The organism is Occultella aeris (assembly GCF_902703175.1).
GTDB lineage: Bacteria > Actinomycetota > Actinomycetes > Actinomycetales > Beutenbergiaceae > Occultella > Occultella aeris.
On record NZ_CACRYJ010000068.1, the window covers coordinates 102287 to 117148 of the forward strand.

Sequence of the window (14862 nt, forward strand, 5' to 3'; positions counted from 1 at the left end):
CCACCGGGTGTCATGTCGATGCGCGGACCAGCAGGTGATGGGCCACCTGCGTGCGGGCGCCCTGCAGCGGCACCTCGCCGGCGTACATGGCCAGGGCCATCCCGACGGCGGCCTCGGCCACTGCGCCCATGTCCACCGCGAGCGTGGTCAGCTCGGGGGAGACGAACCGGCCGAGGTTGAGCCCGTCGCAGCCGGCCAGACGCACCTGCCCGGGCACGTCCACACCGGCCTCGTGCAACGCCTTCAGTGCGCCGCAGGCGACGATGTCGTTGAAGGTCATGATGGCGTCGACGTCCGGGTGCGCCTCGAGCAGGGCGTTCGCGCCGGCCACCCCGGAACTCAGTGACTTGGTCGCGGCGCTGACCGTCGGGACCTGCACGCCACGCGCGGACATCGCCGCCAGGAAGGACTTCCCCCGCGCGGACGGGAACCCCGGCAGGCCCACGTCCAGCAACACCGGGCGCCGGGATCCCCGTTCGAGCAGGTGGTCGGCCATGGCGCCCATCGCGTCGCCCACGTCCATCTGGATGCCGCCACCGTAGGTGTACTCGCCCATGTCGATGCGCACGAACGGCACCCCCGCGAGGACCTCCTGCGCCTGGTTGTCGGTCAGCGCCGGGTACCCGACCACCACGTCCGCCTGCTTGGCGAGGTCCGCGATGAGCGTGTACTGGTCCGCCGCCTTCGCGGTCTGGGCGAGGACCACGTTCCAGCCGCGGTCACGGGCGCTGGAGACGACGGCGGACGCCAACTGTGGGTAGTACGGGTTCATCAGATCGTCGACCACGAGACCGACCGTGCGCTGGGTGTGGCCGACGAGGCCGCGCCCGAACCGGGACGGGCGGTAGGCGAGCTCCTTCGCGGCCGCGAGCACCCGCTCCTTGGTCGCCTCCTTGATCCCGGGCATGTCGTTCATGGCCCGGGTCACCGTCTGCCGGGACACCCCGGCCGCCTCGGCCACGTCGATGATCGTGGCCGGGCCGGACCCGGGCCGGTCGGCGCGCGCGCTCATGGCGTGTCCGAGCGCAGGTCCAGGTAGTCCACCTGCCCCGGGGTGAGGTCGATGGCTAGCGCCTCCAGCGAGGACCGGGTCTCGGCGATCGTGCGCGGCCCGATCAGCGGGAACGTCGGGAACGGCTGGTGCAGCACGAAGGCGAGCGCGATCGCGGTCGGGTGCACCCCGAACTCCTGCCCGAGCTCGCGGGCGCGCCTCAGCCGCTCGAAGTTTTCGTCGCTGTAGTAGCAGCGCACGAGCTCGGGGTCGGAGCGGTCCTCCGGATCGGCGCGGGCGAAGAACCCGCGGGCCTGGGAGGACCACGGCAGCAATGGTGTCCCGGTGCGGGTCAGCCACGCCTTCGACTCGGGGTCGGTGGCGTGCCGGCAGCCCGCCCACGGCACGTCGTACGCCTCGGCGAGCCCGAAGTGGTTGCTCAGCACGCTGAAGCCCTGCCGGCCGTTCGCCGCGGCGTAAGCGTTCGCCTCCTCGAACCGCTCGATGGTCCAGTTGGACCCGCCGAACACCCCGATCCGGCCCGCCCTGGCGTGCTCGTCGAGGACGTCCACGAACTCCCCGACCGGAATGTCCGGGTTGTCCCGGTGCATCATGTAGACGTCCGCGCCGTCGATGCCGAGCCGGTCCAGTGACGTGAGCAACTGGCTGCTGAGCGCCTCAGGATTGCAGTTCGGGGTGTGTGCGCCCTTGGCGATCACGACCACCTCGTCGCGCACACCACGGGTGGCGAGCCAGCGCCCGAGCAGGGTCTCCATCCGGCCGCCGCCGTACTGGAACGCGGTGTCGAAGGCGTTCCCGCCGGCCTGGGCGAAGTGGTCGAACATCGCGGCGGCGTGGGGGAGGGTGCGCTGGTTGTCGCAGCCCATCACCACGCGGGAGATGTCCTTGTCCACGCCGGGGATGCGGCCGTAGCGCATGGCGTCGCGACCGAACGTGAGCGGGGTACCCGAGACGGTGTGGATCTGCGCCTCGTCCCGCTCGAACGGGTAGGTCAGACCGATCTGGGCGCGCCACTCGTCGAGGACCAGGGCGTTGCCGAGGGAGTCCGCCAGGCTCACCCGAGCCACCTCACCGGTGTCGATCGCCTCCGCGAGGGCGTCAGCCTCGAGGGCGTAGGGCTGGTGCCCGTCGAACGTCTCCGTGACCGGTTCCTGCCCGACGACGGCGAGCGTCAGTACGTTGTCGTCCGCGATCGTCCAGGGGTTCTTCAGGCGGATGTAGCCGGCCGAGCCGTGGACGGTGAGCGCGACGTCGGCGAGGCGCACGCCGGTGCGCACCGACGCCGTCGTCCCGCCGGCGAAAGTCAGGTCCGCGACGGCCCAGGTGTCGACGCCGTTCTCGACGGTGCCGGCAGCCCTGACCTCGACCGGGTCGGCGAACGCGGTCCCGGCGGCGGCGCCGGCGATGGCGCGGGCGTAGGAGACCGGGTAGCCGCCCACGTCGAGGATGCCGCCGCCGGCCAGATCCGGCTCGAACAGCCGGCCCTCGGTGGATCCGGTGGCGAACGCGAACGCCGCGTCGACGTGGCGCAATTCGCCGATGGCACCGGTGGCGACGAGCTCGAGGACCCTGGTCGTCTGAGGGTGGAACCGGTACATGAACGCCTCGAGGAGCACCTTGCCGCTGGTGCGGGCGGCGTCGGCCATGGCCATCGCCTGGGCGTGGTTGGGGGCGAGCGGCTTCTCGCTGAGCACATGCTTGCCCGCGGTCAGCGCCGCGATGGCCAGTTCGGCGTGCGTGGTGTGCACCGTGGCGATGTAGACGGCGTCCACCTCTGGATCGGCGAGGATCTGCTCGTAGTCACCCGTGCGCAGCTCGCCGTGCTGGGCGGCGAACTCCTCGGCGAAGGTCCTGGCTCGGCCGGGGTCCGAACTGCCGACGGCAACGAGGGTGCCGTGGGCGCTGGCGGAGAGCTGGGTGGCGAAGCGACGGGCGATGCGGCCGGGGCCGAGCACGGCCCAGCGAACGGGGGAGGTCATGGGGGAGATCACCTTTGAGACTCGGGGAACGACGGTTCGACAAGGACGCGGACCAACATCGGGACGCTGATCTGGTGAACGTTCACGCTACGTGCTCACGGGCGACCGGACAAGGGTTTCGACGCCGAGTCTCCGGACGGTGTTCAGTCGTCGGAGCCGAAGCCGAGCCCGATCACCTCGAACGTGGTGCCATAGCGGGTGCCGGTTGCCTCGCCGCCGGCCGTGCCGAGCCCGGTGAGGAACTCCTCGGGGTCGAAATGCCAGGAGAGCCCGTCGATGTAGGCCCTGTGCTCGGAGAGCGATGCGAGACCGGCGTCGAATGTGTCGGTGGTGTCGACGCCGTGCGTGGCGTCGGGGGAGCCGGCCACCCAGACCTGGCGGACCCCGCTCCACGGTTCGAGGCCGTCGGTGAGCTGGTCGTGGAACACCCACCGGTTGCCCGCATCCCGGACCGCGTCCAGGGTGGCGCGGCCGGTGGCGATGTGGTCGGCCTGGTTCAGCCCACCGCCGGGGAAGGACTCGGCGAAGTTGATGGTGATGACGATCTCCGGCCGGTGTACGCGCACCACCTTCGCGATCGCCCGCCGCAGGTCGACGCCGTACTCGAGGACGCCGTCCGGCAGGTGCAGGAACTCGACCGTGTCCACGCCGACGGCGCGCGCGGAGGCGACCTCCTCGGCCTCGCGCAGCGGTCCGGACTCGTCCGGGTGGATGCCGTCGATGCCGGCCTCGCCAGAGGTGACCATGCAGTAGACGACCTCCTTGCCCTGGCCGGTCCACCGGGCGATGGCGGCGGCCGTGCCGAACTCGAGGTCGTCCGGGTGGGCTACGACGGCGAGCGCCTTGGTCCAGTCCTCGGGGATCGGGGGCAGCGTCATCGGGTCTCCCGGGTGTCGTGGCCGGCCGCTACTGGGGTGCTACCCGGGTTCGGCGGGGGTGCGGGGTTACGCATCGGCTCGGCGTCGGTGAGCCAGCGGAGCCCGGCGGTGCCGATCCGCCCGCCAAGCAGGGACATGCGGTCGCGGAGGGGGTGGTCGGCCACCCGCAGCGGCTCGCGTGCCCACCGCGGCAGGGTCGCGACGGCGGCGCGGCCGAGGAGCCAGTACGCCGGCTTGATCGGCCGGGACAGGGGCGCGTGCCGGAGCAGGAACTGGGCCACGTCGGCCGCTGCCGGGGTGCCCTGCAGTTCCGGGCGGAACGCTTCGATCGTGGCGGTCAGGCCGGCCCGCGTGGTCGGCACGTCGACCGCGCCGAGCCGGGTCGCGACCTCGCCCGCCTGCGCCACGTATTCGTCGAACTGCGCCGCGGTCAGATGCTTGCTGCCGAAATGCTCGTGGGCGACGAGGAAGGAGTCGATCTCGGCGACGTGCACCCAGGTGAGCAGGTGCGGGTCGTCCGCCCGGTAGGGCCGCCCGTCCGGGGCGGTGCCATGCACCCGCTTGTGCACGGCCTGCACGATCCGGATCGCCCGCTCCGCGTGCTCGATGGTGCCGTAGGTGGTCTCGGCGATGTAGGTGGCGGTGCGTGCCAGCCGCCCCCAGGTGTTCTCCCGGTAGTCGGAGTGCTCCTCGACGGCGGCCATCGCGAGCGGGTGCAGCGCCTGCAGCAGCAGCGCTCGCATCCCGCCGATGTACATCGACTCATCGGCGTGCACCACCCGGATCGGCGACCCCTGCGGGAACCACCTCGGCCCCGGGGTGTGATGGATGCGGCGTTTCTGCTCGGTGCCGTTCGGCCCGGCGACCTTCTCCAGCAGGGAGTGGCTGAGCCGGTTCCGCAGTCCTGTGATCTGTCCCACGGATCCAGTCTGCATCATGGATCTGACACGTGGCGGATTCGGTTCCACGCCATCGCTGCGGTAGTCTCATCCAGGCCCGTTCACGCGGGCCGGCGGGCTGTGGCGCAACTTGGTAGCGCACTTGACTGGGCTCAGGTGAGTTGAAGCGGCGAGATGGCTCGAAACTGAACAACGGGATGTGGCGCAGCTTGGTAGCGCACTTGACTGGGGGTCAAGGGGTCGCAGGTTCAAATCCTGTCATCCCGACAAAAGCCCTGGTGAGAGGCAACTTTCACCAGGGCTTCGTGGGACTGCTGCAGGGCTGGTCGACGCTCCATCTGTGGGACCAGCTCCCGCTGCAAGGATGTCGCTGTGCCCAAGAGGTTCTCCTCGAGTTCAAGCGTGACATCGTGCGCGTCGCCCGCCGCGGCGACCTGAGCCCCGGCGAGGTCGCCACCGAATTCGACATCTCCGTGGAGTCGGTCGGGCGCTGGGTGCGCCAGGCCGACCTCGACGACGGCGCCACCGGCGGCCAGACGAGCAGCCGGCTGAACGAGCTCATACAGCTGCGCCTTGACAAGCGCCGGCTGGACCTCGAGAACGGGATCCTGCACCGAGCCGCGGCGTACTTCGCTGCCGGATCGCTCCCGAAATGAGCTACCCGCTGGTCCGTGACCTGGCCGCCGAGGGCATCCGGGTGCGGTTGACCTGCAGGGTGCTCGGCCACTCCAGGCTGACTTACCGCGCCCGATCAGCCAGCGCGAGATGGACGACGCCTATCTGCCCAACGCTCCGATCGACGCCCACGGGGACGACTCGGAGTTCGGATACCGGCTCCTGGCCGACGAGCTCGAACGAGCCGGTCACGACGGCGCCCCGCCGCGGAAGGCAAGCCCTACCGCTGCGCCATCATGGCCCTGTTCTGCAACCGAATCCTCGCCCACGCCCTAGACGAGCCGATGACCGCACAACTCGCCGTCACCGCGCTGCGCACCGCCGACGCCAGGCGGAAGCCGACCGGCGTCGTCGTGGTCCAGTCGGACCGAGGCTCAATCTCGAGCACGAAGCTTCCGCGCCGTCCTGACCGCTGCCGGGCGCGAGAACTCGATGGGACGCCTCGCCTGCGCCTGCGATAACGCCGCCATGGAGTCCTGGCACGCCTTGCTGCTGAAGAACGTCCCGGACCGTCGTCGCGGGCGCACTCGCGACGAACTGCACCAAGCGATCGTGCTCTGGACCGAGCGCACCTACAACCGCCGCAGACGCCAGCGCGCCCTCGGCAAACTCACGCCCGTCCAGTCCGAACTCGCCTTCACCGCCCAGACCGCAACCGTTGCGGCATGATCACGCTCACCCCGTGGCAACCGAACCTGCAGCAGTCCCAGCCGACGTCGCGGAAGCACTTGGCGATGAGCTGCGCCGGGGGATCGGTAGTGAAGGTCGCGGCTCCGACCGGACCATACGGCATGGTATGGTTTGGTGAGTGACTGTGCGAGATGAGTGGATCGATGTAGGCCTCGAGGCGCTGCGCGAGGGCGGCATCGATGCTGTCCGGATCGACCGGCCGGCGCCGACCCTGCAGCGGACGAAGGGCTCGTTCCATCACCGTTTCGCCAACGGCGGGCCATCAGCAGGCACCCGCTTCAAGCCGACACTGGAAGCGCGGATCCGGTGGTCGGCGGGCGACGCGGACCGAGCGCGTATCGCCGCGCTCGGCCCCCCACCTCGTGATTATCGGCGCCTCCGTCGCACAGCCGACCCCAACAACTCTCGAGCTAGGCCGCGTCTTCGCTTGCTGACGCAGCTCGTCCCTCACGTCCGCACGAGCTCTGACGAATGAGTCAGATCAGACCCGACCCGCACCCAACAAGCACTGGAGACGCCATGCACGAACGGACCATCGACGAGCGCACCACCAGGCACCCCCTAGGCAGTGGGCAGGTGACCAGCTTCCACGCGTTTCTCGGCTGCAGCCTCGACGGTTTCATCGCCGGTCCCGGTGGCGAACTGGAGTGGCTGTTCGAGTTCGACGAACGACTCGGCGACACCGGATACAACGACTTCTTCACTTCGGTCGATGCCCTGGTGATGGGACGCGCCACCTACGACACCATGCGCGACTCGGACCCGGAGTTCTACAAGGGCACCCCGATCCACGTCCTCTCCCACACCCTCGCCCCGGGGGCCCGAAACCCCATGGGTCGATCCACGGTGACGGTCCACGCCGACATTGCCGCGCTGCGTGACGCCCTCACCTCCGACGCAGTGACGCGCGCATACGTCGACGGGGGCCGAACGGTTCAGGCATTCCTCGCAGCCGGCCTGCTATCCGACCTCATCATCACGCGGCTCCCCATCCTCCTCGGCAACGGAATCCCCCTGTTCGGTTCGCTTCCCTCGCCCGTCCATGCCGAGCTCGAGCAGACACGGCAACTCAACGCCGGTGCCGTCCAGTCGACCTACCGATTCTCGATCTAGGCACAGCACAGCCCCCTCGGAAACCAGGACCGAGCAACCGCGGGTCGGCCCGCCATCCGAGGCCACGTAACGGATGCACTGCGCGATTGGTACACAACCCGGCTGTGGGCACGGCGCTCTTGGTGGACGCGGTCGCCCAGCCGGAGTCCATCTAGCGAGCACTCCCGCTCGCAGAACCTATCCGGCGAGGAGAACGAGATGACCGATACCGACGTACTGATCGTTGGGGCTGGCCCGACCGGGCTTACTCTGGCGGTCGACCTGGCCCGCCGGGGGGTCAAGGTGACGCTGATCGAGGCCGCGTCCGCGCTGCCCCGCCAGTCCCGCGGGAAGGGATTGCAACCACGTAGCTTGGAGGTGCTCGACGACCTCGGCGTCGTCAATGCCCTACTTGCCAACGGTAAGACACGCCAAGACATCACTCTCTACCGAGACCGGCGGCGCCTGGCCCGGCTGCCCGCCGGACTGGCCGACCCGCGACCCGACCTGCCATACCCGAACATCGTGATGATCCCCCAGTGGCGAACCACCACCGTGCTCGCCGACCGCCTGCACGAACTCGGCGGCGCGATCCAGTTCAGCACCCGTTTGGAGTCGTTCGCCACGAGCAGTGGCGCCGTCCGGGTCCTGGTGGCCAACCCCCAGGGTGAGCGAGAGGAAGTCACAGCCCGCTACCTCGTCGGCTGCGACGGCGGACACAGCCGGGTACGCCGAACGCTCTCTCTCGAGTTCGCTGGCATCACCGACAACTCGCAACGCTACCTGCTCGGCGACGTCACCATCCCCGGCTGGGAACCCGAGACCGACGACACCGTCCGTTCCCATGCCTGGCTCGGTACCGACGGGTCATTCCTCGGGCTGGCCGGCCTTCCCGGCACCGGGCAGTGGCAGATCGGTGCCAGCCTCGACGCCGACGACGAGTCCGAACCGAACCTCATGGCCCTGCAGCGACTGTGGGACGAACGGTCCGGCCACCCGGAGGTCCGGCTCACAGATGCGACCTGGCTGTCGAATTTCCGCGTCAACGTCCGCATGGTCGAGCAATACCGTCACGGCCGGGTCCTGCTTGCCGGCGACGCCGCACACGTGCACCCGCCGACCGGTGGACAGGGCATGAACACCGGGATTCAGGACGCCTACAACCTGGGCTGGAAACTTGCCGCGGGCCTCCGCGGCCACGACGACGCCCTGCTCGACACATACCAGGCCGAACGTCACCCAGTCGCGCGCCGCGCGCTCGAGCAAAGCACCGATATCCTCGACGCTGTCACCAGCCGCAACCCCCTTGTCCGACTCGCGATGCAACGTCTTCTGCTCCCCCTGCTGAGCCGCCCCGCGATCAACCGCGCCTTGGCCAGCCGTGTATCCCAGATCGACATCGGCTACCGCGGCGGCCCACTGGCCCACGACGACTCGCCCGGGGGGCGAGTGCACCCCGGCGACCGCGCCCCCGACGCCCGCCTCACCGACCCCTCCAGCGGGCGGGGGCTGCGACTGCACGACCTGCTCCGCGGCCCCCACTGGACCCTGCTGCTCGTGGGCGACCAGGCCACGCGCCACCTCAGCGTCGACGACCTGGAGGAGGACGTGGACGCCTACCTCATCGCCGACGACTCGCCCAGTTCCTTCCCTGGACGGGTGGTCAGGGACTGCGACGGCACATTCCGCAAGAGCTATCGCGCACGGCCCGGGGCCGCCCTGCTCGTGCGACCCGACGGTTACATCGCTTGGCGCGCAGAGGCGCCAACCGCCGGCGCGGTGACCCAGCGGATCACAACCATCGGTGCAGCGACGTAGAAGGGGATGTCCGAAATACGGTGTGTGGAGTCTGGCGTTTCATCTGTGAGCGGTTCTCTCGACCTTTCCGGCGAAAGTGATCGCGAATGCGTTGAGCGCGGGCTTCCACCTTGTCGCCCGGCGGATCTCGACGCCGCACCTCTCGTCTCCAGTCAGTCGGGCTCGCGACGGCTCTCTGGAGCACCGTCGTTTCGGAGTTCCGCGCCACTTGCAGGTCGGGGAGCGGCCCAGGTGATGGAGAATGGGCGCATGCCTGATTCTTGTGCATTCTGTGTTTCCACAGGGCCCCTGATCCGCGAGCATGTCCCGCTGAATTCTCTGCCGCGCGAAACGGGGAGCAGGCCGCCGTACCGGCAAACTGTGAAGAGCTTCTGTGCCTCGTGCAATAACGGGTGGATGAGCAACCTCGATTCCGTCGCGCAGCGCGTGCATTGAAAGGCAAGACCCAAGGTCAAGAGGCCTGGGAGCCCTATTCCTGGCGTCTAGGGGGCAGGGGTCGCAGATTCAAATCCTGTCAGCCTGACGTGTTTCGGGTCTGAGCCTCGCTGGAGGAGATCCGGTGCGGCTCTCTCGTGTCCGACACAAGATCTGACGTGCAGCGCGCCCCGTGGCCGCGATTGCTAGCTCGTCCACGACTGTTCGCTCATCGCGTTTCACCGTCAGCGGGTCAGCTGTCGAAGGTCTCCCGGCCCGGGTAGTGGGGTTTGATGAAACGGTTGACGAACGCGCCGATCGACCTCGCCGCCAGGAGGTCCCGATGGACCGAGGGCGGCACCATCGCGTAGCGGTAGACGTCCCCGCTGATGTACTCGATGTCGAGTTCATTCGTCGTAGCGTCGTACCCGACGGAGGCGACCGCCTCCGAACTCACCCGATCGCGTCTCACCCGTACAGCCTGCGCCGTGGGGTAGCTCGGGGCAAGGCGAACCTCATCAACCAGACACCCAAGCACCTCTTCACCTCCGCGCCGTTGGATCAGGAGTGGGCGGCCGTTGGATCAGGAATGGGCGGACACGTTCGCCGTCGATCGGCCAGCCACGGAGTACGTCGCGGAGCTCAAGCGCGCGGACGGCGGCGATATCGGCATGCACCGGCAGTATCAACCTGGCGCAGTTTGTCTTGTCCGCCGGTCTTGTCGATGAGTTGCGGTTGGTGGTCTCAGCGGCGATCGCCGGGAGCGGGCGGCGGCCGTTCGACGGAGTGGGCCGCCATCTCAGGCTCGAACTCGCGGCGGCGGAGCACACCCCGAGTGGCACACTGCTCCTGACCCACAGTCGACACGACTGATCGCCGGCCGAGAGGACCCGAGCATGCCCACGACCACGACTCACACCCTGGCCGTGCCCGGTGCGGTGCTCACCTACGACATTCGGGAGCCGGACCGGCCGGGCGACCACCCGCCACTGTTCATCTTCGGCTCGCCGATGGGCGCATCCGGGTTCGAGCAGCTGGCACTGCACTTCGACGACCGCGTCGTGATCACCTACGACCCACGCATGACGGAACGCAGCCACCTCGAGGACGGTGGCACGGTGAGCACGGAGACCCACGGTGATGACCTCCACCGCGTCGCCGAGGCTGCCGGTCTCGGAACCGTCGACGCGTTCGGGTCGAGCGGCGGCGCCGTGTCCGCACTGCCGTGGGTGCTGCAGCACCCGGACGAGATCCGCACCTTAGTCGCGCACGAGCCTCCCCTTGCGGTGCTGCTGGAGGACGCCGACATCCTCCTGAAGGTCAACGCGGACATCGTCGACACCTACCGGCGGCGCGGATTCGGCCCCGCGATGGCCAAGTTCATCCAACTGGTGAGCCACCCGGGCCCCTTGCCGTCGGACTACCTGGACGGGCCCGACCCTGACCCGGCACAGTTCGGACTGCCCACCGAGGACGACGGATCACGCGACGACGCCCTGCTCGCCTACAACATGGCCATGCCGCCGTACAACCCGGACGCGGCGGCACTGATCTCATCAGGAGTGCGGATCGTGCCGGCCGTCGGTGCCGAGGGTGAGGGCGCCATGGCACGCCGCGGCGGCGAGGCCTTCGCGAGGTTGTTGGGCATCGCGCCCGTCACCTTTCCTGGTGACCATGGTGGCTTCGCCGCCAACGAGTGGACTCCGGACAATGACCCGGCGGCCTTCGCCGCCACGTTGCGTCACGTGCTGGACAGCGGTGGTCGGACCGTCCCCGCGGATGGCTCACTGGCGGCGGCCGAGACCGAACTGCAGCGTGCCCAACTGGCGGGCGACGTCCTCGCGCTGGACTCCCTGCTGGATGCCGACGTCGTCTACATCGGCCCCGATGGAGCCGAGTTCGGCAAGGCACAGGACCTGGAGTCACATTCCTCCGGGCAGCTTCGCCTGACCAGGCTGGATCCAGTCCGGAGCGTCGCCCGTCAGTTCGACTCTGCGGGGGTCACCCGGACACGGGTCAGGATCGCGGGTCTTGCGGGCGGCCAAGCGTTCGAAGCGGAGATGGTCTACACCCGCACCTGGCTGTTCGAAGATGGCGGGTGGCAGGTGATCCAGGCGCAGGGCGTCAGCGTTGCGCGCGAGCCGTGAGCCGCTGGTGGCAGCGGTGGGGAGCGATATTCGATGGCCTCACGGACCGGCTACGTGACAGGTTTGCTCCGGAGCGCGCAACGAACTGCCGTTGAGCCGAAGGGTTGACACCACCCACGAACAGCACGGAGCCTGAGATGCACATCGACACTGCCGACCTCGACGAAGCTGTCGCCAAGGCGACCTTCTCGGGGGTGGTGACGGTGGACGTCGCCGGCCAACGCACCCTCGAGCGGACCGAGGGCTTTCTGCACCGAGCGCTCGGCGTGCCGATGACCGCCAAGGCCCGGATCGCCATCGCCAGCGGCAGCAAGTCGTTCACCGCCCTGGCGGTGATGCGGCTCGTCGAGGACGGTGCGCTGCGACTCGACCAGGTGGTCCGCGACCTGCTCGGTGACGACCTGCCGCTCATCGACGACGGCGTGACGGTCGAGCACCTACTCACCCATACCTCCGGCATCGGCGACTACCTCGACGAGGAGGCCGACTGGGACGCACCCGACTACGTGCTCACCGTGCCGGCGCACACGCTCACGACCGCCGTCGCCTTCCTGTCGATGCTCGACGGACACGAGCAGAAGTTTCCACCCGGCGAGCGGTTCTCGTACTGTAACGGCGGCTACATGGTGCTCGCGGTCCTGATCGAGCGGCTGACCGGCGAGACGTATCACGACGTGGTGCGGCGCCTGGTCCTCGCACCTGCCGGTCTTGAGGCCACCGACTTCCTGCCGTTGAACGCTCTGCCGGCCGATGCCGCACCCGGATACGTCTTCGACGAGGGCGACCTCGTCAACACACTGCACCTGCCCGTGCTCGGAAACGGGGATGGCGGAGCGTTCACGACGGCAGCCGACCTGCACCGGTTCTGGCTGGCACTGCTCGACGGGCGCATCGTCTCCAGAGCCGGCGTCGAGGCGATGACCCGCCCGCGGCACGACGTGCCCGACGAGGGAATGCGCTACGGCATGGGATTCTGGCTGCACCGGACCGCACCGGCGTTGGTCCTCGAGGGCTACGACGCCGGCGCGTCCTTCCGCTCGACACACATCATCGAGTCACAGACCACGGTGAGTGTGCTCGGGAACAGTTCCGAGGGCGCCTGGCCGCTCATCGGGGCGCTTGCGAGGATCATCGATGCCGAGCTCGGCTGACATATGACGCCAACTCCAGAGGCATGCGACCGCACAGTCACAGCGTGAGTTGGCTGCGGTGGTGCTCGAAGTGCCGGGTGCCGTAGCGGTAGACGTCCAGGACGCTCATGGTGGGAGTGAAATAGGGATCCCAACTGGTCGGGAAGTGCATCGTCAGAGCCAGCGTGCCAGGGCTAGCGGTTCGGAGCTGACGCTGCAGCGCGTCGATGGTGCGATCCATGAGAATGCCGACGGTTCCGGCGGGCAGGATCTGGCCACCGAGGCAGGAGCCGAGGTAGTTGACCAGATGGAACGGCCCGCGGCAGGCGTCCAGCGAAGCGGCGAAGCGCCGGCTCCACCCGAGCCGCCCGAGCACGCGCACCAGGGGGACCAGGGCGCGGACGATCACGTAGCCGAAGACCATGTGGTAGAGCAACTGCCGGTTGGTCCACCGGGTTCCGTCGGACCGACGGCGCAAACCCTCGGCGGACGCCTGCGCGACCAGGTCGTGGAAGGTGCGCCGGGCACGCTCCAACTCCTGCTCGACCTGGCGGAGGTCCATGGCAACGACATTGTCCCTCGCCAGCGCACCGGACGCGATGTCAGGCTTCCTCGCACCCTAGGCAAGGCGGGATCAGGCGCGGAAGGTGTGCCGGTCGTCCCCGGTCGCGACACCGGTCTTGTGCTCGGCGTGGGAGAGGGCTTCGGCGAGGAGGCGGTGCACGTGCCGGTCCGTCGCCGAGTAATAGACGAACGTGCCCTGACGGCGGCTGTCGACCAGTCCCGCCAGCCGTAGTTTGGACAGGTGCTGGCTGACGGCAGTGGGGGAGGAGTCCACCAGTTCTGCGAGTGAGCTGACGCTGGTCTCGCCCTGCAGCAGGGCCCAGAGGATCTTGACCCGAGTCGGGTCGGCCAGCATGCGGAAGGAGTCGGCAGCGACGCGGGCGTGCTTGTCGTCCGGTACGGCAAGGATCGGGTTGTCATGCACGGCATTGATAGTACCGGGACGTCAATACCTGCACATATACGCAGGTAGCATGGCGTTATGCAGAGGTCGTCACCACGCGAGAGCGCCCCCGAGCGGCGCGATCAGCAGAGCCATCACAATAGCCACGAGCACGAGCACGAGCACGAGCACGAGCACGAGCACGAGCACGAGCACGAGCACGAGCACGAGCACGGCGTGTGGGCTCGGGCGCGGCACGCGTTCACGCCGCACAGCCATGATCACACCGAGGCGATCCAGACCGCGGACGAGGCCAGCAGCCTGGGGATCCGGGCGGCTTGGTTCAGCCTGGCCGGGATGGGCGCGACCGCGGTGCTGCAGATCGTCATCGTCGCGCTGAGCGGTTCGATGGCGCTGCTTGCCGACACTGTGCACAACCTGGGACATCTGGCGACGACCATCCCGTTGATCCTGGCGTTCCGGCTCGGGCGCAGGGCGCCCACCCGGCGCTACAGCTACGGGTTCCGCCGCGCCGAGGACCTGGTCGGGCTGTTCATCGGGGTGGTGATCGCAGTTTCGGCGGCTCTGATCATCTGGGAGTCCGTCAGGGCTCTGGCCGACCCTCGTCCGCTGTCTCACTTGGGCTGGGTCCTCGCCGCCGCCATCGTCGGCGCGGCCGGCAACGAGGTCGTCGCGCGCTATCGGATCCGTGCCGGCCGGCGCATCGGCTCGGTCGCGCTCGTGGCCGAAGGACAACATGCACGCACAGACGCGCTGACCTCCCTGGCCGTCGTCATCAGCGTCGCTGGTGCCTGGCTCGGTCTACCGCAGTTGGACGCGGCGGTGGGGCTGGTCATCGCTGCGGTCATCATCGCGGTGCTGATCGCCTCGATGCGCACCGTGGTACGTCGGCTTATGGATGGCGTTGACGACGGCACCCTTGACCGCATCGAGACGGCCACCGTCGGGGTCGACGGCGTGGTCTCGGTGGACCGGGCCCGGGCCCGCTGGATGGGCCACCGACTCGAGGCCGACCTCGACATCAGCGTCGATCCGACCCTCACGGTCGAAGCCGCACACGCCATCGCCGACGGTGTGAACCGGACCCTCGTCCAGACAGTGCCGCATTTGGATCGGGCGACCGTCCACGTCATCCCAGCGCCGCTCAGGTAGGCACTCAGG

At 68.8% G+C, this 14862-nt stretch carries 16 protein-coding genes and 1 tRNA gene; 9 read left to right on the top strand and 8 right to left on the bottom strand.

The window, feature by feature from the left end; translation table 11 throughout:
* Positions 1–10 precede the first annotated feature (10 nt).
* The 4 genes from HALOF300_RS24215 to HALOF300_RS24230 all read right to left on the bottom strand — a co-directional run bounded on the left by HALOF300_RS24215 (position 11) and on the right by HALOF300_RS24230 (position 4789).
* Entirely contained in the window at positions 11–1012 is a 1002-nt protein-coding gene (locus HALOF300_RS24215) for a LacI family DNA-binding transcriptional regulator (RefSeq protein WP_156743449.1), read from the bottom strand.
* Positions 1009–2991 (bottom strand): aldo/keto reductase, encoded by a 1983-nt coding sequence (locus HALOF300_RS24220; RefSeq protein ID WP_156743450.1) that lies wholly within the window; start codon positions 2989–2991, stop codon positions 1009–1011. The genes HALOF300_RS24215 and HALOF300_RS24220 overlap by 4 nt, the downstream gene beginning before the upstream one ends.
* Before the next feature lie 143 nt (positions 2992–3134).
* A complete protein-coding gene (locus HALOF300_RS24225) occupies positions 3135–3869 on the bottom strand; it encodes a PIG-L deacetylase family protein (RefSeq protein ID WP_156743451.1) in 735 nt (244 codons plus the stop codon).
* Complete coding sequence (locus HALOF300_RS24230) at positions 3866–4789, bottom strand: oxygenase MpaB family protein (RefSeq protein WP_231955728.1); 924 nt, start codon at positions 4787–4789, stop codon at positions 3866–3868. Before HALOF300_RS24230 ends, HALOF300_RS24225 begins: the two co-directional genes overlap by 4 nt.
* Before the next feature lie 172 nt (positions 4790–4961).
* Between HALOF300_RS24230 and HALOF300_RS24235 the strand changes: the two genes are divergently transcribed.
* From HALOF300_RS24235 to HALOF300_RS24250, 5 genes are all read left to right on the top strand, one after another.
* Positions 4962–5035: transfer RNA gene (locus tag HALOF300_RS24235), tRNA-Pro, on the top strand.
* An 11-nt stretch (positions 5036–5046) separates the two neighbouring features.
* Entirely contained in the window at positions 5047–5424 is a 378-nt protein-coding gene (locus HALOF300_RS27795; RefSeq protein ID WP_408637024.1) for a transposase, read from the top strand.
* A gap of 487 nt (positions 5425–5911) precedes the next feature.
* Positions 5912–6112: a hypothetical protein gene (locus HALOF300_RS27800; protein WP_408637026.1), complete on the top strand. Its 201-nt coding sequence runs from the start codon at positions 5912–5914 to the stop codon at positions 6110–6112.
* 540 nt (positions 6113–6652) lie between these two features.
* A complete protein-coding gene (locus HALOF300_RS24245) occupies positions 6653–7246 on the top strand; it encodes a dihydrofolate reductase family protein (protein WP_197522810.1) in 594 nt (197 codons plus the stop codon).
* Between the two features lie 198 nt (positions 7247–7444).
* Entirely contained in the window at positions 7445–9043 is a 1599-nt protein-coding gene (locus tag HALOF300_RS24250; protein WP_156743453.1) for an FAD-dependent oxidoreductase, read from the top strand.
* Positions 9044–9710: 667 nt separating this feature from the next.
* Here HALOF300_RS24250 and HALOF300_RS24255 read toward each other — a convergent pair.
* Positions 9711–9929, bottom strand: coding sequence for a KTSC domain-containing protein (locus HALOF300_RS24255; RefSeq protein WP_156743454.1), 219 nt, complete (start codon positions 9927–9929; stop codon positions 9711–9713).
* A 95-nt stretch (positions 9930–10024) separates the two neighbouring features.
* Here HALOF300_RS24255 and HALOF300_RS27805 point away from each other — a divergent pair, with 95 nt between their 5' ends.
* The 3 genes from HALOF300_RS27805 (at position 10025) to HALOF300_RS24270 (ending at position 12755) form a co-directional block, all read left to right on the top strand.
* Positions 10025–10330: a dihydrofolate reductase family protein gene (locus tag HALOF300_RS27805; RefSeq protein WP_156743455.1), complete on the top strand. Its 306-nt coding sequence runs from the start codon at positions 10025–10027 to the stop codon at positions 10328–10330.
* A gap of 23 nt (positions 10331–10353) precedes the next feature.
* On the top strand, positions 10354–11604 hold the full coding sequence (locus HALOF300_RS24265; protein ID WP_156743456.1) for an alpha/beta fold hydrolase: 1251 nt from the start codon (positions 10354–10356) through the stop codon (positions 11602–11604).
* A 137-nt stretch (positions 11605–11741) separates the two neighbouring features.
* Positions 11742–12755, top strand: coding sequence for a serine hydrolase domain-containing protein (locus tag HALOF300_RS24270; RefSeq protein WP_156743457.1), 1014 nt, complete (start codon positions 11742–11744; stop codon positions 12753–12755).
* Between the two features lie 37 nt (positions 12756–12792).
* Here the strand turns inward: HALOF300_RS24270 and HALOF300_RS24275 are convergent, their stop codons facing one another.
* The 3 genes from HALOF300_RS24275 to HALOF300_RS27470 form a co-directional block, all read right to left on the bottom strand.
* Positions 12793–13296, bottom strand: coding sequence for a DinB family protein (locus tag HALOF300_RS24275; protein ID WP_156743458.1), 504 nt, complete (start codon positions 13294–13296; stop codon positions 12793–12795).
* A 72-nt stretch (positions 13297–13368) separates the two neighbouring features.
* Complete coding sequence (locus HALOF300_RS24280; protein ID WP_197522811.1) at positions 13369–13722, bottom strand: ArsR/SmtB family transcription factor; 354 nt, start codon at positions 13720–13722, stop codon at positions 13369–13371.
* A gap of 69 nt (positions 13723–13791) precedes the next feature.
* Positions 13792–13959 carry a hypothetical protein gene (locus HALOF300_RS27470; protein WP_231955729.1) on the bottom strand — a complete coding sequence of 56 codons (168 nt, stop codon included), beginning with the start codon at positions 13957–13959 and terminating at the stop codon, positions 13792–13794.
* On the opposite strand from HALOF300_RS27470, the gene HALOF300_RS24285 reads away from it, so the two are divergent.
* Positions 13918–14853 carry a cation diffusion facilitator family transporter gene (locus tag HALOF300_RS24285; RefSeq protein WP_269455330.1) on the top strand — a complete coding sequence of 312 codons (936 nt, stop codon included), beginning with the start codon at positions 13918–13920 and terminating at the stop codon, positions 14851–14853. The genes HALOF300_RS27470 and HALOF300_RS24285 overlap by 42 nt on opposite strands.
* Positions 14854–14862 lie beyond the last annotated feature (9 nt).